The organism is Deinococcus puniceus (genome assembly GCF_001644565.1).
In the GTDB taxonomy this organism is placed as follows: domain Bacteria; phylum Deinococcota; class Deinococci; order Deinococcales; family Deinococcaceae; genus Deinococcus; species Deinococcus puniceus.
On record NZ_CP011387.1, the window covers coordinates 2,110,241 to 2,128,024 of the forward strand.

A 17,784-nucleotide genomic window follows, 5' to 3' on the forward strand; every position below is an offset into this window, starting at 1 on the left:
CTGAGTGTGGAAGCAGAGCCGCTACGCTCAGCCAACTGCGCTTCCTCTCCCGCAGGCCGTCTACAGCGGGGCTTCTTCGCCCCCGCGCTTTTCTTCTATGACGCCGAGGCGGCGTGTGCCGGGATCGGTGGCGACGATCAGGGCGGCCAGACCGGTGATACCGAAGACGACGGCATGGAGCGGCTGTGTTTCCAGTCCGCTGAAGGCGAGGGCAACGCCAGCAACGGCTCCGGCCAAGAGGGTGATCATGCTGCGGTCAAAGGGCGGGTGCGCGGTCAGGCGGGCGGCGTTCCAGCGTTGGGCGGCCAAGGTCAGGAACACGGCGGCCAGCGGCCACGCCACGAGTTGCAAGTTGGCGGCGTCCTTTTCCCCCACCTGACTGATGCCGTGACCAAAGCCCACACCCAACATGACCACGCCCAGCGTGAAGGGCAAGTGGCCGTAGAGCCACACCAGCAGCGCCCCGACTCTGGATTCGTTGTGCGCCGACAAAATGGGCAGCAGGCGGGGTTGATCGAAATACAGCCGCCACAGGGCCACGGTGGTCAGGATGGCAAACAGGGCGGGGGCCAGAAAAGTCAGGGTCAGGTCTTGCTGCCGCCCGCCGTCCACGACTTCGGTCACGATGGCTCCCAGCGCGATGATTTGCAGCAGGCCCACGCGCTCTGGCAGGTGCGATTGGTGCGGCAAGGCGTCCAGACTGCGCGAACGAATCAGGATAGGCGTGAGAATATCGACAGCCAGTGCGGCCCCCCAGAATCCCAGCAGGGCGGCGGGCGTCTGCACGAACAGGGCAGAAATCAACCACAGCAGGGCCGCCACGCCAAAACCTATGGCCGTAGGCCGCACAAAATGCACCGCTTCGGGCGACTGCCGCAGCACGGCGAGGTACATCACCACCAGCACGGCCCGGTTGAAGGCAAACGCCACGGCAAACAGCGCTCCGATGTCCTGCACGTCGCCCCGCAATGACAGCGCGATCATGGCCATAGACACGAGTTGCGCTACCGTGCCCCAGCGGTAGGCGCGGCCATCGTTGCCGTAGCGTCCGGCGAAGGTGGTGTTGCCCGCCCACGCCCACCACACCGCCGTAAACATCAGCAGGAACACCCCGATATTTTCGGCGCTGGGGGTCGTGCCCAGCCGCTTGGCAAGTTGATCGAAGCCCACCACGAAAATCAGGTCGAAGAACAGTTCCAGCCACGAGACTTTCTGTTCGTCGGGCGCGTCGCCGTCTGCCTTGCCCGCTGCCGAATCGGATTCGGACACGCTGAGGCTATTTTCAATATCGATGTCGTCTGGCTGGCCGTGCGTCATCTCAGCCGCCCCAAGCTTTTGCGGATCAGGGCGTCGGCGGTCTGTTCGGGGTCAGCGCCCAGCAATTCGGCCACCACCCCGCGCACCTGCTGCTCACGGAATCCCAGCGCCAGCAGCGCGTCTATGGCGTCGCGGCCCGCGCTGCTGTGGACGGGCATCACTTTTACGCCGCCCACCACAGGCGCGGCCAGATGCTCAGGGATTTTGTTCTGAAGCTCCAGCACCAGCCGTTCGGCGGTTTTTTTGCCCACGCCCGATACGCTGCTCAGCAGTTTCACGTCGCCGCTGAGGAGACCCTGCGCCAGTGCCGACACGGGCATTCCAGACAACATCGCCAGCCCCAGCTTTGGCCCCACGCCGCTGACCCCAATCAGGAGGTCGAACAGGCGCAGGCTATCGGCGTCCGAAAAACCGAACAGCAATTGGGCGTCCTCGCGCACCACGAAACGGATATTGAACTCGGCCACGTCGCCCACTTTCAGGCGGCCCAGCGTACTCACCGGGCACTGCACCTCGTAGCCCAGCCCGCCCGCCACCACCACGGCGCTTCCCTCACGAATTTCGCGCACTACGCCACTCAGGTAAGCAATCACACGTCAGATTCTAGTGCGGCGGGGGCGGGCAGAAAGGGCCAGAAGCGGGGGTGTGGGTTGCGGTAGTGTTGAGAGTTGAGGCCTCCGCAGATCAACCCGGCTCAACTGAAGTCGGAAGGTGAACCTCCCCGTTTCTGGCGCACCGCCCCCCCTTAGAGGTGGGGACAACTGCGCTTTTGCGCTCCCCTTGACTGGTACGGCCCGCAGGAAGGGGGGCTGGCTGCGAAGGAGACTGGGGGTTGACCCGGAACCGCTCACCGCAACGCCTCCGTTCAAAGCTGAGATTCTATTTTCCCACGCCCCACAACCGACACCTCCTAAGCCACTTTGGGCCGAACCAAGCTCAGGGCAAAGAGCGCGGCCCCGATCACCGCGATGCCCAGCGCTCCCCACACGAAGCCCTGAGCGGGTTGGGCGGCGGGAGCAGCCAGCACCAGCGGGCTGAGGAATTGGCCCAAAAACACGGCGCTGCTCATTCCGGCGGTGATGCGGCCCCGCCATGCCGGGGGAGTCAGGTCGGCCAGCCACGCATAGAGGTTGGGAAACACCAGCCCGCCGCCCAGTCCGGCCACCACGAGGCCCACCAGCACGGCGGGAATGCTCTGGGCAACCGCCACGAGGCCCCAGCCCCCGGCCAGCAGTCCCATGCCCAACGCGGCCACCCGGCGGGGATCGAAGCGCCCAGCAAAACGCGAGTACCCCAGCGAAGTGAGTGCGGCGATCAGGGTAAACGCGCCGAGGAGCAGCCCCGTCGCGGCGGGTTTGGCCCCCAACGCTTGCAGCAGGAACGGCCCCTGCGCGGGCATCAGGTAAAAGGCGATCATGTAGGCCAGCGCCAGAAAGTAGACCAGAATCACGGGCCACCAGCGCGGTTTTTCGGCGGCTTCTGCTACTGATATGCCGCCTGGCACACCTCTGGGCAACCGCAGCACCAACGGAATAAGCAGCAGCGAAATCAGGTAGAGGGCGAACGGGGCACGCCAGCCCACGCCCGCCAGCACGCCGCCGAGGGGCAGCAGCACCGCGCCGCCAAAGCTGGTGAAGGCCGCCTGCTGACTCAGGAATTTGCCGCGTGCAGGCCCCGAAAATAGGTCGTTGACCAGTGCGCCGCCCGCCGTCATGGTTCCGGCCACCGCGAAGCCCAGCAGCACGCGGCCCGCCAGCACCTCGCCCAACGACTGCACCACCAGCCCGCTGGCTCCGCCCACCGCGTACAACACCAACGACCACAGCAGCACGGGCCGCCGCCCAAATTTATCGGCCAGCACACCGCCAATAGGCGCACTGACGGCGATGACCAACCCCACGATGGTCAGCGCCAATTTCACCAACAGGTTGGCGTTGGGCTGATCGGCAAAGTGCGCTTGCATGGCAGGCAACGCGGGCGCGATGGTGGCCCCCGACATGATGGTCAGGGCGGCCAAAAGCAGCAACGTGAGGCTGGTGAGGCGGTCTGGCACAGCACCGGGCGGGCCGGATGCCGTGGGTTTCGGGTCTGCTGAAGCGGGGGCGGCGTGGGTCATAGCAGACACTCTAACTTGAAAAAGTCAAGCGGTGTGTCAGATAAAGTCTTGGCTGGGTGTTGGGGACGAAGGGGCGGAAGTCTAAGGGTCAAGGGTCTGAGGGTCGAAGAAAGGCAAGGGCGGGAGCAGAAGGCCGTTCCACACGGAGACGAACCCGCCCCAGCACCTTAGACCTTTAGACCCTTAAACCTCGCCCCCGGAAACGCCTGTCCCACGCCAACCCTGCGCCACTTAGCGCATTCCCCCGCCCTACGCTTCCGCTACACTGAATCTATGAACCCGCGCCGCTCTCCCCTCCTCGCTCTCCGGCGGGCAAGCGGGCGAATGCTGGCGCGAATGCCCCGGCTGGCCTGACGCTGGAGTTTTACAGAGGGTTGGGCGGAAGCACAGGGGCGCGGGCGAGAGTGGCCCTTTTTTGTGGATAGACACTGAAATCCAAGCAGGCCGCACGCAGTCGCGGCTGAGTTTTGTATCCTAGCCAAGTTGCCCCGGCGTTCCTCTCATCAGGGAAAGGGCCGGGCGGGGAGAAGGCCACCATGACGAATCAAGCTGAGAAGGGCGCGTTTTACATCACCACCGCCATCGACTACGCCAACGGTGCGCCGCACATCGGCCACGTCTACGAAAAGATTTTGGCCGATTCTATTGCCCGTTATATGCGCCTGTCGGGACGAGAAGTGCAGTTTGTGACCGGCACCGATGAACACGGCGAAAAGATTGCCAAAGCCGCCGCCAAAGCTGGGCAAACGCCGCAAGCCTTCGTGGACGACCTAAGTTTGCGGGCCTTCAAGGGGCTGTGGGATCGCCTCGAAATCAGCTACGACGACTTTATCCGCACCACCGAGGGCCGCCACAAACGCTACGTGCAGGAAGTGCTGACGCGGGTACACGACGCCGGGGACATCTATTTTGCCGAATACGAGGGGCTGTATTCGGTGGGTGCAGAGCGCTACGTGACCGACAAGGAACTCGTCGAAGGCCCGGACGGCGTGCGGCGCTATCCCGGCGACAAAGACCCGCCAGAGCTTCGGCGCGAGGCCAACTATTTTTTCAAGATGGAGAAATATCAGGCGTGGCTGCTGGAACACATCGAGGCCAACCCGGACTTTATTCAGCCCGCTGGATACCGCAACGAGGTGCTGGAGATGCTGCGCGAGCCGATTGGCGACCTGAGCATCAGCCGCCCCAAGTCGCGTGTGCCGTGGGGCATAGAACTGCCTTGGGACGCCGACCACGTGACTTACGTGTGGTTCGACGCCCTGCTGAACTACGTCTCTGCACCTGTCAGCCGGGGCCAGTCGCCCGACGTGATCGGCACCGCTTGGCACGTGATCGGCAAAGATATTTTGAAGCCGCACGCCGTATTTTGGCCGACCATGCTGCGGGCGGCGGGCCTGCCCCTCTACCGCAAATTGGTGGTGCACAGCCACATTTTGGCCGAAGACGGACGCAAGATGGGCAAATCTTTGGGCAACGCCATAGACCCCGAACAACTGGTGCGCGACCACCCCGTAGACGCGATCCGCTATACGCTGCTGCGCGAAGCCACATTGGGCGCAGACAGCGCGTATGGCGAGGGCATTCTGGTGTCGCGCCTCAGCAGCGACCTCGCCAACGACCTCGGCAATCTGCTGTCGCGCACAGTCAGCATGGTGCAGAAATACCGGGGGGGCGTGGTACCTCAGGCGCATACGCCCAGCGAGCGCGAACACGGCATAGAGGCGGCGGCGTTGGCCCTGCCCTCCGAGATTTTGCGGCTGGTGAACGACCTGAAGATCAATATGGCCATAGAAGCCGCCATGAACTTCGTGCGCGATCTGAACCGCTACATCGCCGAAAGTGCGCCGTGGACGCTGGCAAAATCCGAGGACACCCAACAGCGCCTAGATACCGTGCTGTACACCGCCGTAGAGGGTCTGCGTGTAGCGAGTGTGTGTCTGGAAGCCGTGATTCCGGCCAAAGCCAGAGAACTGCGCGTGCAACTGGGACTGGGCGGGCAGACCTACACCCTAAGGGGCGCGTGGGGCCTGACCCCCGCCGGAACCCGCGTGTTGGGCGGCCCGATCCTCTTTCCTAAGCCAGAGAGTCTTAAAACCGACTCTGCCGAAGCCCTAGTCCCTACCAACAACACCCCCGCTCCCAAAAAAGAGAAACAGACCATGACCCAGATCGAAGAAAAAACGGCTGAATCCAAACCCGCTGCCCCCGCACAGACCGCACCCACCCACGCTGCCGCCAGCGATACGCCCGCCGCTGCCGAAGCGCTGATTTCCATAGACGACTTTGCCCGCATCGACCTGCGTGTGGCCGAGGTGTTGGCTGCCGAAGCCGTCGCCAAAGCCGACAAATTGCTGAAACTGACCGTCAAAATGGGCGATGAAATCCGCACGGTGGTCAGCGGCATTCGCAAGTGGTACGCCCCTGAAGATCTGGTGGGCCGCAAAGTGATCTTGGTGGCGAACCTGAAGCCTGCCAAGCTGCGCGGCATCGAATCTCAGGGCATGATCTTGGCCGCAGAGGACGCCGAGGGCAATCTCGATCTGGTGGGCCTGACGCTGGATTTGCCGAGCGGCACGAAGGTTCGCTAAACACTGTTGATCTGAAACCTGTTGATCTTGCTGCGGCCCCGCGTGGAGAGCGTGTGGGCCGTGGCTTTTTGGGAAAGGGGATTGAGGTTGCAGGTGAACCCCGCTAACAACGCTCTTGGTTTTGCCCTTGGACCCTTCGACCCTCGACCCTTAGACAAATCCCCTTCACCCCCGATGCTCCACGCTGCCCACTGCAACACAACCGCACACCCGCCCCAATCCGGGTAAACTGACCGCATGCCGTTTGTAGTCGTCTCAGGATTGTCGGGAAGTGGAAAGAGTACCGCGCTCAGAACGCTGGAGGACGCGGGGTTTTTTATCACCGACAACCTGCCCCCAGAGTTGTGGGGGGCCATGCACGACCTCTCGGTGGCGCGGAAACTGGACAAGGTGGCCGTGAGTACCGACGCCCGCACCCGCGACTTTTTGGGGGCGCTGGAAGACAGCTATATTCGGCTGTCTCGCCGCCGCGAAGACCTGCATGTGCTGTTTTTGGAGGCCAACGCCGAAGTGCTGCTGAAGCGGTACAACCTGACCCGCCGCGAGCATCCTTTGGGCGAATCGCTGATGGTGGACTTTGCCCGCGAACGCGATCTGCTGGCCCCGCTGCGGGCCATTGCCGATACCGTGATTGACACGACGCCGCTGAGTGCCGCCCAACTGAGCGAGCGGGTGATGCGGTTGTTCCGGCTGGAACAGGAATTCGACCTGAGGCTGATGAGCTTCGGCTTCAAGCACGCGCCGCCACGTGACGCCGATCTGGTGGTGGACGTGCGGACGCTGCCCAACCCCTATTATGATCCGGAACTGCGCCCCAGAACGGGGCTGGAGGCGGATGTGGCGGGATACGTGTTTCAGGATCAGGCCTCGCACGACTTTTACAATGAGGTTCGGGATTTTGTGCGGCTGGCAGCCAGCCGGGCCAAGGCGTCCGGACGGCGCGGCTACACGGTGGCGGTGGGCTGTACGGGCGGGCAACACCGCAGCGTGGCCGTCACGGCGCGGCTGGCTGCCGATCTGGCCGATCTGGACGCCCACGTGACCGATCACCGCGACATGAAACTGCACGAGGATTTATGACCACCGTGCCGCCCCCGAACAGCACGCCGCTGGAGGCAGACGCGGAAGAAGCAGACCACCTGCCAAATCTCCCCAGACGGCGCGACGAGGCCCTCAAGACTGGCCGCCACGTTCAGCGTCAGGCCCGCATGTGGCTGTCTCCGGGCATGGGCGTCAAGCGCTGGCTGGTGCTGTTTGCCGCCTGCACTTTTGCCGGGGCGCTGGGATTCCTGCATTTCACGTGGACTGGCCCGCTGCATTTCACGGCCACGCGCTGGATTTTGTGGCTGAACAGATTCACGGAGCCGCAAGTGATGCCGCTGTACGTGGTCGGCATCGGCCTGATGGGGCTGGCGTTGGGCGGCGCGTTCTGGAGTATCGCCATGCTGAATCGCTCGATGTTGCGCGGCACGGGCACGGCTCCGGGGACGCCTGTCGTTGACCTGATCTACGAACGACGCCATCTGGCACGCGGCGCACGGGTGGTGGCGGTGGGCGGAGGCACAGGCCTGTCTAACCTGCTGATGGGCCTGAAAGTCCACACGGGCAACATCACGGCAGTGGTGACGGTGGCCGACGACGGCGGCTCCAGTGGACGCCTGCGCGAATCGCTGGACATGATCGCGCCCGGTGACCTGAACGACTGTTACGCGGCCCTCAGCGACAGCCCTGTGCTGGCCCGCTTGCTGCTGCACCGTTTCGGGCGCGGCGACGGTATAGAAGGCCACACCTTCGGCAATCTGATGCTGGCGACGCTGAGTGAGGAACAGGGTGGTCTGGGCGCGGCCATGCAGGACATCCATGACGTGTTGCGCGTGCGCGGGCAGGTCTTTCCGGCCACCACGCAGCCCACCACACTGGTTGCGGGACTGGACGACGGGCGCGAGATCCGGGGCGAAAGCCAACTGGCGACCAGCTTGGGCAAGGCCCGGATCCGCGAAGTGCGCCTTGATCCGCCCGACTTGCCTGCCTTGCCTGCCGTGCTGGAGGCCATAGAAGAAGCCGAGATGATCGTGCTGGGGCCGGGCAGCCTGTTTACCAGCATCATTCCGGCCCTGCTGATTCCCGAAATCGCGCAGGCCGTGTGCGACTCTGCCGCGCCGCTGGTGTACGTGGCCAGTCTGATGACCGAACCCGGCGAAACCACAGGGCTGACATTGGAAGACCACGTGACCGCCATCTACGCGCACCTTGGCCGTATGCCCGACTGCATCCTGATGAACAGCGAACCCGTGCCCCAGCCGGTGCGCGAGCGCTACGCCGCTGAGGGCGCGTCGGTGCTGGACTTGACGGGAGCCAGCCGAGACCTGCGGGGCCGGGTTCGCAGCGCCGCCCTGCTGCAAGATGGACAGGCCCGCCACGATCCGGCGGCATTGGCGTCGGCATTACTGAACCTGATCACTCGTATTCGGAATGGGGCGTAGAGAGGGTGTAGGAGGAGCGTTCAAGGGTCTAAGCGCCTAAGAACTGCTTGAAACCTAGCCGTCAGTTTCTGCCCCACGTCTTGTGGAAGCCTCCGAGCAGCGAACCCACCCATTTCAACCCCCCCACCAAGCGCATATTCACTTCTTTAGTTTTCTCACCTCCCGCTAAACTCGTGGGATGAACCGAACCAACACCATCCTTATTCAAGCTGTCTCATTGGGTCTGCTGGGCGCGTTGGCCCCGGCACAGGCGCAACTGTTGCAACCCGTGGCCGCCACGCAGGCACAGGCCATTCTCAAGCCTTTTGCCCCAGCCGGAACTATCCTGACTCGCGGCACTACCAAAATTACTTTGGATGTGGTGGGCGGGCGCACGGTAGGCGTACTGGCCGAAGCCTCGCTGGGCAACGCCGAAGACGCCGCCCGCGCCGTGTTGGCCGCGTGGGGCAGCCCCGAAGAAAATCTGGCCGGATTGGTCAAGACCTTCAACGACCCCAAATTTCAGGCCACCGCCCGCGCCGGGTTCGTGGAAACCACCGACGATTCGGGCGCAGATCTCATTGCCGTGAAGCTGACGGGGACGGGCGCGGCGGCCCGCTGGAACGTGTACGCCGCCGTCAACATTCAGCCCGACAGTCTGTTTCCGGCCACCACAAACGCGCTGGGCAACGCGGGCGCACCCAACGTGATCCGCATTTTCAGCGATTTTCAGTGCCCGTACTGCAAGCAGTTGTGGGACACGGCGCTGGTGGGCTGGAAAGCCAAGCCCGCCGAATACCGTGTTCTGCACCATCAATTCCCGCTGTCGTTCCATAAAAATGCGTTTGCCGCCGCCGAAGCCAGCGAATGCGCGGGGGCACAGGGCAAATTTGGCGCGTATGCCGACGTGCTGTTCGCCCGCTTCAGCGAGTGGACGCCGCAGGCCGCCCCCGCTGCCAACACCAGCTTCAACGCCTATGCCAAAACCGCCGGGCTAAATGCCACCACCTTCAAACTCTGCCTAGGCAGCCACAGCAAGAAAGCCAGCGTGGACGCGCAATTTGCCGCCGGGAAAAGGGTTGCCGTACAGGGCACGCCCACCGTCTTCCTGAACGGCGTGAAGTTGGCCGACTACACCGATGCCGAAGAACTGGCGACGGCGCAGGCCATCACGACGGCCAAACCCAGCGCGGGAACGGTGATCGGGCAGCGGCTTCAGAGCTTCCGGTAAAGCGTAGAAAGTGGATCGTAGATCATGGTCAGAGCTTTTCACCACGATCTACGATCCACACTCCTGATTCCCATTTAGGCCCGCGTGGTGTAGCGCTCCTGCAACTCGGCCAGCAGGGCGTCAAAGCCGACGCCTTTGCGTTCCTTGTGGCCTTCCGGCGTCCGTTCTCGCACGCTGACTTCACGGCGCTCCTGCTCCTGATCGCCCACCACCAGCATCACCGGAATCTTGCTCAGCTCGGCGTTGCGAACCTTGGCGTTCATGCGGTTGGTGGAATCGTCCACCTCTGCACGCAGGCCCACGCGCTTGAATTCGGCAGCGAGGCTCTCGGCGTACTCGTTGTGGCGGTCTGCAATCGGAATCAGGGCGATTTGGCGCGGGGCCAGCCACAGCGGGAAATCTCCGCCGTAATGCTCGATCAGAATACCCACGAAGCGCTCTAGGCTGCCAAACGGCGCACGGTGAATCATGACCGGGCGGTGATCCGCGCCGTCTTCGCCCACATAGGAAATGTCGAAGCGTTCGGGCAAGTTGTAATCCACCTGAATGGTGCCGAGTTGCCACTCGCGCCCGATCACGTCGCGCACCACGAAGTCCAGCTTGGGGCCGTAGAAGGCCGCGTCGCCGGGTTCCACGGTGTAGGGCAGGCCCACTTCTTCCACCGCTTCCATAATTCCGCGCTCGGCGGTCACCCAGTTTTCATCGCTGCCCACGTACTTCGTGCTTTCGGGGTCACGGGTGCCCACCCGGAAGCGCACGTCGTTCATGCCGAAGGTTTTCAGCACCAGCACCGTCAAATCCAGCACGTCCAAGAACTCTTTCTTGAGCTGATCGGGGCGGCAGAAAATGTGGGCGTCATCCTGCGTGAAGCCGCGCACCCGCGTCAGGCCGTTCAGTTCGCCGGACTGCTCGTAGCGGTACACCGTGCCAAATTCCGCGAGGCGCACGGGCAGATCGCGGTAACTGCGCGGCTTGGAGGCGTAAATCCGCACATGGTGAGGGCAGTTCATGGGCTTGAGCATGTACTGCTCGTCGTCCACGGTAATCGGGCTGAAGTTGCTGTCGCCGTAGTTTTGGTAGTGCCCGCTGGTCTTGTACAACTCCAAGTTACCAATATTGGGGGTAATAACACCCTGATAATCGCGCTGAAACTGCTGCTCCCGCAGGAAGCGCATCAGTTCTTCGCGCAGAATGGTGCCGTTGGGCAGCCACAGCGGCAAGCCGCGCCCCACGAGAGGGTCAATGACAAACAGTTCCATCTCGCGGCCCAATTTGCGGTGATCGCGGCGCTTGGCTTCTTCTAGGCGCGTCAGGTACTCGTCCAGTTCCTTCTGGGACGCGAACGCCACGCCGTACACCCGCTGCAAAATCGGGTTTTTCTCGTTGCCGCGCCAGTACGCGCCCGACGTACTCATCAGTTTGAAGGCGGCAGGCAGCTTGCCCGTACTGGGAAAGTGCGGCCCCCGGCACAGGTCGGTGTAGCTGCCCTGAGTGTAGAACGTGATCGGCTCGTCTTCCGGCAGTGCGCCGATCAGCTCGGCCTTGTAGGGGTCGTAGCTAAAGCGGGCCAACGCCTCAGCCTTGCTCACTTCTGCCCGCGAAAACTCCAGATTGCGGCCCAGAATCTCGCGCATGATGGCTTCGATCTGGGGGAGTTCCTCTTCCTTCAGGGGTTCCGGCAGGTCAAAATCCTGATAGAAGCCGTTTTCGATGCTGGGGCCGACGCCGCGCTTGACCGCTTCCGGGTCGAAGCCTTTGCGCTCGTAAAACTCGCCTACCGCCTGACTCATCACGTGGCCCAGCGAGTGCCGGAACAGGGGCGCGGCCTCGGCAGGATTCTTTTTGGTAATCAGCGTGATGCGTGCGCCTTCGGGCAGCGGCGTCATCAGGTCTACCAGATCGCCGTTGGATGTGGCCGCCAGTGCGTCTTGCGCGAGGCGGGGGCCGATTGCTTTGGCGGCGTCCAGCGCGGTTGCGCCAGCGTTCAAGTCCAGTTGTTTTCCATCCGGTAAAAATACGTGCATCTAAGCTCCTTTTTCTTGCTGTGCCTGCTGCATCCCCTGAGTCTTGAATGGCATAAAAAAACCCGGCCCCACCCTTGCCAATACAACGCCTGAGAGCCGCGTGGGGTCTCAGGCGCGTAGAGTTCGGGTTGTCAGGCTGGGCTGCAAAAGCATTCGCTGCCGCACCCCGCCGCGCTCCCTCAGACCGGGCCGTCTTGGTCTGAGTTGTGGTGCGGCGAAGTTCATGGTGTCAGGATAGCGGGGGAAGGGGCGCGGGGGCAAGTTAGGCGGGGTTAGCCCCAAGCGCCGCTTTGTACTGGAGCCGCGCCTTTGGGATTCGGCCCCCATTGGTTGGTGACGGGTTCGCTATCGGTGACGTTCAGAACAAGAAGCCAGATAGCCCCCGCCAGAGGAATAAAAATAATGAGATACCACCACCCGGAACGGCCAATATCGTGCAGCCGCCGAATGTCTACCGCTAAGCTAGGAACAAAGAAGATCAGGTAGAAAATCCCGCCCAAAATACCGATTTGAAGGCCCTCAACCCCAAAATCTAGCCCAAGCTGTCTGTCAACGAATCCAAGCACGAAGCTGATCACCCAGTTGACGAGGACAAAAATCCAGTATTCCCGCCGACGCGAACGTCCTGAGAAATCTCTGAATCTCCGCAACACCGTCAGATACTCGTTCATAGTCTGACCATCATGCCACTTAATTAGAGTAGGTGTCCAGTGGGTCAGCCAATCCCGATCTATCAACCCAAAGCAGAAGGCACGGCCCCAAACCGGAACCGTGCCTTTGCTATTGCTGTACTGAATGCTAAATGCTTACAATCCGGCCTGTGCCAAAAACGCATCCAGCTTTTGCGGGCGGAATCCGCTGAGGCTAGCGGCCACGTCGCCGCTGACCAGCGTGGGCACACTGCGCTTGCCGCCGTTCACGCTCATCACGTATTCCGCCGCACTGTCGTCTTGCTCGATGTTGATTTCCTCGAATTCCAAGCCCTTCTTCTTCAGGGCGGCTTTGGTAGCGTGGCAATCGGGGCACCAAGTCGTCGTATACATTTTAATCATTGGGGAAACCTCCTAAGTTGAGTGGAGCCAGAGCGGTTCTGACCCCCGATGGCACTGCCCATACTTTACAAAATAAAGCATCAAAAGTCAAAGTGGGGGCTAGGGGAAGGTCTAAAGGGATAAGGCTGAGTTTTTCATTCCCTCTCCCGCAAGGGGCGAGGGATAAATGAGCGCCAGCGATTGCCCTCTCAACACAAAAAACGGCCCACCGCAAGGGCAGACCGTTGAAATGAACCTGAAGCTTAGGCTTGAGCCGGGGCTTCGGACGTTGCCGCAGGAGTCGCCGTTTCGGGCACGGCGGCGTCGTCTGACATGTCGGTGGGCAGGCCCGCTTCCAAATCGATATCGGCGGTGCGGGGGTCTACCTTGCGGGGAGCTTTGGGGGTCATGATCATGTTCATGTCCATGCCCATCATGCTAGGCATTCCTTCGGGTGCGCCCACATCGGCCAACGTATCGGCTACGCGGTGCAAAATGCGCTCGCCCAACTCCGGGTGTGTGCGCTCGCGGCCACGGAACATGATGGTCACTTTGACCTTGTGGCCTTCGTTCAGGAAGCGGCGCACATGTCCTGCTTTGGTGTCGAAGTCGTGGTCATCGATCTTCACGCGGAATTTGATGGCCTTGACTTCCTGAGACCGCACGCGCTTGCGGTTTTCTTTTTCGTTCTGCTGCTGCTCGTAGCGGAACCGGCCATAGTCGAGCAGGCGGCAGACGGGGGGCACGGCCTGAGGACTCACCATGACGAGATCCAGAGCCTTTTCACGGGCCATGGTCATGGCATCACGCGTGTCGATAATGCCGATCTGCTCGCCGCCGTCACCGATCAACCTGATCTGACGGACGCGGATTTGCTCGTTGACCTTGTGTTCTTTCGCTATGTTCATCACCTCCGCACGCCCGGCGCACGCTGGCGCTCTGGGCGGCTGTGGCCCACCTGTCTTTTCTGGCTTTGGGCCAGCTTCCGGGTGGGCAGACTCCTGAGTTTACCACGCGCCCCCGCCTTTTCTGGCATGGCGTCCACTCATCTGAAATTAAGCACCGCGCTATCCGTGCCCTCCTCTCCCCTCCCTGCGCTCTGCCATGCTGTAGCCATGACCGGTTCGCCCGCTGCCCCTCCCCATCCTGCCTCGGCCTACACGTTTGGGCCGCACGCTGTCCGCAATCCTGATCTGGAGGTGCTGCTGACCGATGGCCTCGGCGGATTTGCCCTGTCCAGTTTGGCAGGCGTGCCCACCCGCTGTTATTCGGGGCTGGCGGTCAGTCAGCAGCCACCGGTGCGCCGTTATTCACACTTGGTGTCGCCGCTGGAGGTGCTGCGGGTGGGCGCGGAAGACATCGTGCTGCACGCCCTAGAAATTGCGCCGGGGGTCTTTGAGGGACGCGGGCTGGAAACGTTGACAGGCGCGACCACTTGGGACTTGCTGCCCGAACGCGAGCAGTTGGTACGCGGGGTGCGGATGCGCCGCCGGATGTGTGCACCCCGGCATTCCGGCGCGGTGGTGTATCTGTACGAGGTGCAGAGCCGCGTGCCCGTAACCCTGACACTGGGCGGGTTTTTTGTAGACCGGGACATGCACCATGTTCACCGCGCCGCGCCCAAGTTGGGGTTCGCCGTGCAGCCGGGGGGAAGGCAGGTGCGCGTGCAGGGCGAGCGGGAAACGCGGGCCACGCTGTATCTGCCGCAGGGTGGGGGCGTGACCTCCGATTCCCTCACCCCGGCCCCCTTTTCGCAGCGGGTGTACTACCGCCACGACGCCGCACGCGGAGAACCGGACGTGGAGTACACGCAGGGCGCAGCACTCTGGCAGGTGCAGTTTCCGGCGGGCGGCGGGCAGGTAGCGCTGGTGGTGCAGGGCGTGGTGGAGGCACAGGAGCCGCTGACCATTCCCGATCCTTGGGCCGCCTACAGGCAGGAGGCCACGCGCCGCCGCCAACTGGCCGAGCAGGCGTGGCAGGCGTCCGGCGTGCGGGATGATGTGGTGGCAACACTGGCGGTGGCCGCCGACGCCTACCTCGTGCAGCGGGTGAATGTGGGCAGCAGTTCCCGCAGCCTCAGCGTCATCGCGGGCTATCCGTGGTTTGCCGATTGGGGCCGCGACGCCATGATCGCCCTGTCGGGGCTGACACTGGTCACGGGAAGGTACGAGGAAGCCCGCGACATCTTGGGCACCTTTTTGGGATCGCTGCGGCGCGGGCTGACGCCCAATAATTTTCTTGATGACGGCACGGGCGCGGGCTACAACACCGTAGACGGGGCATTGTGGCTTGCGGTGGCGCTGGAACGGTATGCCCGCACCACTGGAGACGGCCCTTTTGTGCGGGCGGCCCTGCCCCAACTGCGCGAACTGTTGCGCTGGCACGTGCAAGGCACCGATCACGGGATTGCCGCCGACCCCACCGACGGTCTGCTGCGGGCCGGAGAACCGGGCGTACAACTGACGTGGATGGACGTGAAAATTAGGGACTGGGTGGTGACGCCCCGGCACGGCAAACCCGTAGAAATTCAGGCGTTGTGGCTGGCCGCGCTGGGGGCCGAAGCCCGCTTGTCGGAGGCATTTGGCGAGCCGCCCATGTACGCCGAGTTGCTGGGCCGTGCCCATCAGGGATTTTCGGCGCTGTGGGAGTCGGGTCTGGGGGCTGACCTCCCGCCTGCCCGGTCTGCTCCTCATCCTTCACTTGGCCCGCCTTCGCCCGCGCCACTAGGCATGGGCGGCCTGACAGGGATGTTCGGCATGGGTAGCATCGGCCTCAGCGACACGGGCAGCCGCAACGATGTGTTGTCTGGGCCGGTGCTGAGGCCGCCCACGCCCCTCAACACCCCCACCGCGCCCACGCCGCCCGCCGCTGCCTTGGCCGACTTGTTGGCCCCCGACCCTAGCAACGACAACGGCTCTTGGCAGCCTGACCGCAGCGTGCGCCCCAACGCCGCCATCGCGCTGTCCTTGCCCGATACGCCCGCCACCGCTGCCCAAACCGACGCCGTGATTCGGGATATAGAAACGCACCTGCTGACGCCCGTGGGCCTGCACACCCTCTCGCCGCTTGACCCGCGCTACTTGGGCAATTACGGCGGGCCACAACTGGTGCGCGACGCGGCCTACCATCAGGGCACGGTCTGGCCCTGGCCGCTGGGCGCGTTTGTAGAAGTGCTGCTGTCGCGCGGAGAAGTACGCCGCGCCCGCGCTGCCCTCGCGGGCCTGACCGGGCACATTTGGGAAGCGGGGCTGGGCCACGTCTCGGAAGTCTTTGCCGGAGACAGTCTGACCCCCGGCGGCTGCCCTTTTCAGGCCTGGAGCGTGGCCGAGGTGCTGAGGGCGCATGTGCTGGTGGCACGGGCCGAAGCCGCCGCGCTGAACCAAAACTGACGCTCAAAACCAACACCCAAAACTAAGCTGAAAACCCGTCTGGTTGCTGCCATGCCCCCACCGCCCTCTACACTTATAGCGGGATTTGCCCTTGACGTACCCCGGACACAAACCCTACCATCCGGGGATGACAGGCACGCTCGAACTTCCTCCGCAGGCCATGCAAGTGGGCTTGGCCGTGGATGTGGCCGCGTTTGCCATGCATGCCGGAGAACTGCGGGTGCTGCTCGTTCAGCGCGGCGCACTGCCACACGCCCGCGATTGGGCCTTGCCGGGCGGTTTTGTTCATGGCGGCGAGGAACTGCACGAGGCAGCCCTGCGCGAATTGCGTACCGAAACGACGGTGCAACTGGAACCCCGGCACCTAGAGCAGTTTTATACCTTTGGCGAGGTCGACCGTGACCCGCGTGGCCGGATCGTGAGCGTGGCGCACTTGGCGGTGTTGCCGCACGGCACCGTGCGCGTGACGGCGGGCGGGCATACGCTGGGCGCGGCGTGGCTGAGTGCCCACCAACCGCCGCCGCTGGCCTTCGATCATCACCTGATTCTGGATAGGGCCATCAAGCGGCTGCAACTGCGGCTGGAGTATGCGAACCTTGCCCTCGAATTTTTGCCCGATACCTTTACGCTGCCGGAATTGCAGGGCGTGTACGAGGCGATCCTAGACCGCAAGCTGGACAAGCGCAATTTCCGCAAACGCCTGCTGACTCAGGGAATTCTGACCCCCAGCGGAGAACGGCGCAGCGGCGTAGGACGGCCTGCCCAACTGTACAAACGGGCCAAGAATGCGCGGGTAGCGGCGCTGTAAGTCGGGGTCAGTCGAAGACGAACCTCAGAGGCGCGAATAGAAAAAATGACGAATTTGTGCACATGCACAACTCTCCGGTGCTTTTGCGGAGAATTGGGAATCAGGGCAAGCTCGTAGCGCCGCCCCCGGAACCCTCGGCCCACTTTCCGCGTACCCTCACAGCGTATGAGTCTTGCTTTTTTAATCTTCCTTGTCGCGTGGATCGTGGGCATGATCGGCACGTTTATTCCCGCCGTGCCCGCCACCATCATCATTTTCGCCGGAACGGTGGCCGCTACCCTTATTGACGGCTTTCAGGTCTGGCCTGACCTTCCCTTTCTGCTCACCTTCGCCGTCATCACGTTTCTGATTTCTATGGTGGACAACGTGGCGAGTGCGTGGGGCGCACGCAAATACGGCGGCAGCAAACAAGCTGTGTGGGGCGCTCTGATCGGCGGGCTTGTCGGGATTTTCATTCCCTTCGGCCTGATCGTGGGGCCACTGGCCGGGGCGCTGATTGCCGAGTTGTTTGTGGTGCGGAAGCCCGTGCCAGAAGCCATTCGGGCAGCGTGGGGCACGTTGGTGGGGCTGCTGACCGGACTGGCAGCCAAACTGGTGCTGCACCTGCTGATCGGCATCTACGAACTGTGGCGCTTGTGGGATCCGGCCAAGAGCGTGTTCGGGTAAGAATGATTCCGATTGAATCCTGCACTTTTTAGGATTCAATCCGAGCGGACTGGCACAGCACGAAGTGAGCGAGTAGGAAAGAGTACGGGCTACGCGTTATGGAGCCGCAAGCGGTGGCGTTCCGATTGTGGCGGAATCAAGCGGAGTCCGTA

General features: G+C 62.8%; 14 protein-coding genes. 7 read left to right on the forward strand and 7 right to left on the reverse strand.

Going from position 1 to position 17,784, the window contains the following annotated elements; genetic code table 11:
- Window positions 1-60: 60 nt before the first annotated feature.
- The 3 genes from SU48_RS09640 to SU48_RS09650 all read right to left on the reverse strand — a co-directional run bounded on the left by SU48_RS09640 (window position 61) and on the right by SU48_RS09650 (window position 3,433).
- A complete protein-coding gene (locus tag SU48_RS09640; protein WP_064015072.1) occupies window positions 61-1,317 on the reverse strand; it encodes a low temperature requirement protein A in 1,257 nt (418 codons plus the stop codon).
- Window positions 1,314-1,910 carry a Holliday junction branch migration protein RuvA gene (gene ruvA, locus SU48_RS09645; RefSeq protein WP_064015073.1) on the reverse strand — a complete coding sequence of 199 codons (597 nt, stop codon included), beginning with the start codon at window positions 1,908-1,910 and terminating at the stop codon, window positions 1,314-1,316. Before ruvA ends, SU48_RS09640 begins: the two co-directional genes overlap by 4 nt.
- A gap of 317 nt (window positions 1,911-2,227) precedes the next feature.
- Window positions 2,228-3,433, reverse strand: coding sequence for an MFS transporter (locus SU48_RS09650; protein ID WP_064015074.1), 1,206 nt, complete (start codon window positions 3,431-3,433; stop codon window positions 2,228-2,230).
- Between the two features lie 536 nt (window positions 3,434-3,969).
- Between SU48_RS09650 and metG the strand changes: the two genes are divergently transcribed.
- The 4 genes from metG to SU48_RS09670 all read left to right on the forward strand — a co-directional run bounded on the left by metG (window position 3,970) and on the right by SU48_RS09670 (window position 9,714).
- Window positions 3,970-6,021 (forward strand): methionine--tRNA ligase, encoded by a 2,052-nt coding sequence (gene metG, locus SU48_RS09655; RefSeq protein WP_064015075.1) that lies wholly within the window; start codon window positions 3,970-3,972, stop codon window positions 6,019-6,021.
- A 237-nt stretch (window positions 6,022-6,258) separates the two neighbouring features.
- Complete coding sequence (rapZ, locus tag SU48_RS09660) at window positions 6,259-7,101, forward strand: RNase adapter RapZ (protein ID WP_064015076.1); 843 nt, start codon at window positions 6,259-6,261, stop codon at window positions 7,099-7,101.
- 128 nt (window positions 7,102-7,229) lie between these two features.
- Window positions 7,230-8,504 carry a gluconeogenesis factor YvcK family protein gene (locus SU48_RS09665; protein WP_064015977.1) on the forward strand — a complete coding sequence of 425 codons (1,275 nt, stop codon included), beginning with the start codon at window positions 7,230-7,232 and terminating at the stop codon, window positions 8,502-8,504.
- A gap of 178 nt (window positions 8,505-8,682) precedes the next feature.
- Complete coding sequence (locus tag SU48_RS09670; RefSeq protein ID WP_064015077.1) at window positions 8,683-9,714, forward strand: DsbA family protein; 1,032 nt, start codon at window positions 8,683-8,685, stop codon at window positions 9,712-9,714.
- Between the two features lie 74 nt (window positions 9,715-9,788).
- Here the strand turns inward: SU48_RS09670 and thrS are convergent, their stop codons facing one another.
- From thrS to infC, 4 genes are all read right to left on the reverse strand, one after another.
- Complete coding sequence (gene thrS / locus SU48_RS09675) at window positions 9,789-11,738, reverse strand: threonine--tRNA ligase (RefSeq protein WP_064015078.1); 1,950 nt, start codon at window positions 11,736-11,738, stop codon at window positions 9,789-9,791.
- Window positions 11,739-12,010: 272 nt separating this feature from the next.
- A complete protein-coding gene (locus SU48_RS09680; protein ID WP_064015079.1) occupies window positions 12,011-12,409 on the reverse strand; it encodes a DUF805 domain-containing protein in 399 nt (132 codons plus the stop codon).
- A gap of 135 nt (window positions 12,410-12,544) precedes the next feature.
- Entirely contained in the window at window positions 12,545-12,790 is a 246-nt protein-coding gene (locus SU48_RS09685) for a glutaredoxin domain-containing protein (RefSeq protein ID WP_064015080.1), read from the reverse strand.
- 242 nt (window positions 12,791-13,032) lie between these two features.
- A complete protein-coding gene (gene infC, locus SU48_RS09690) occupies window positions 13,033-13,680 on the reverse strand; it encodes a translation initiation factor IF-3 (RefSeq protein ID WP_064015081.1) in 648 nt (215 codons plus the stop codon).
- Between the two features lie 204 nt (window positions 13,681-13,884).
- Between infC and SU48_RS09695 the strand changes: the two genes are divergently transcribed.
- The 3 genes from SU48_RS09695 to SU48_RS09705 all read left to right on the forward strand — a co-directional run bounded on the left by SU48_RS09695 (window position 13,885) and on the right by SU48_RS09705 (window position 17,632).
- Entirely contained in the window at window positions 13,885-16,158 is a 2,274-nt protein-coding gene (locus SU48_RS09695; RefSeq protein ID WP_064015082.1) for an amylo-alpha-1,6-glucosidase, read from the forward strand.
- A 127-nt stretch (window positions 16,159-16,285) separates the two neighbouring features.
- Window positions 16,286-16,966, forward strand: coding sequence for an NUDIX hydrolase (locus tag SU48_RS09700; RefSeq protein ID WP_064015083.1), 681 nt, complete (start codon window positions 16,286-16,288; stop codon window positions 16,964-16,966).
- Between the two features lie 165 nt (window positions 16,967-17,131).
- Window positions 17,132-17,632, forward strand: coding sequence for a DUF456 domain-containing protein (locus tag SU48_RS09705; RefSeq protein ID WP_064015084.1), 501 nt, complete (start codon window positions 17,132-17,134; stop codon window positions 17,630-17,632).
- Window positions 17,633-17,784: the final 152 nt, after the last annotated feature.

Bases quoted from the DNA above. Each gene is read 5' to 3' on its own strand.
- rapZ (WP_064015076.1), top strand. From the start codon at position 6,259: ATGCCGTTTGTAGTCGTCTCAGGATTGTCGGGAAGTGGAAAGAGTACC.
- SU48_RS09705 (WP_064015084.1), top strand. From the start codon at position 17,132: ATGAGTCTTGCTTTTTTAATCTTCCTTGTCGCGTGGATCGTGGGCATG.
- SU48_RS09640 (WP_064015072.1), bottom strand. From the start codon at position 1,317: ATGACGCACGGCCAGCCAGACGACATCGATATTGAAAATAGCCTCAGC.
- SU48_RS09700 (WP_064015083.1), top strand. From the start codon at position 16,286: ATGACAGGCACGCTCGAACTTCCTCCGCAGGCCATGCAAGTGGGCTTG.
- SU48_RS09650 (WP_064015074.1), bottom strand. From the start codon at position 3,433: ATGACCCACGCCGCCCCCGCTTCAGCAGACCCGAAACCCACGGCATCC.
- SU48_RS09665 (WP_064015977.1), top strand. From the start codon at position 7,230: ATGTGGCTGTCTCCGGGCATGGGCGTCAAGCGCTGGCTGGTGCTGTTT.
- metG (WP_064015075.1), top strand. From the start codon at position 3,970: ATGACGAATCAAGCTGAGAAGGGCGCGTTTTACATCACCACCGCCATC.
- thrS (WP_064015078.1), bottom strand. From the start codon at position 11,738: ATGCACGTATTTTTACCGGATGGAAAACAACTGGACTTGAACGCTGGC.
- SU48_RS09670 (WP_064015077.1), top strand. From the start codon at position 8,683: ATGAACCGAACCAACACCATCCTTATTCAAGCTGTCTCATTGGGTCTG.
- SU48_RS09680 (WP_064015079.1), bottom strand. From the start codon at position 12,409: ATGAACGAGTATCTGACGGTGTTGCGGAGATTCAGAGATTTCTCAGGA.
- SU48_RS09685 (WP_064015080.1), bottom strand. From the start codon at position 12,790: ATGATTAAAATGTATACGACGACTTGGTGCCCCGATTGCCACGCTACC.
- SU48_RS09695 (WP_064015082.1), top strand. From the start codon at position 13,885: ATGACCGGTTCGCCCGCTGCCCCTCCCCATCCTGCCTCGGCCTACACG.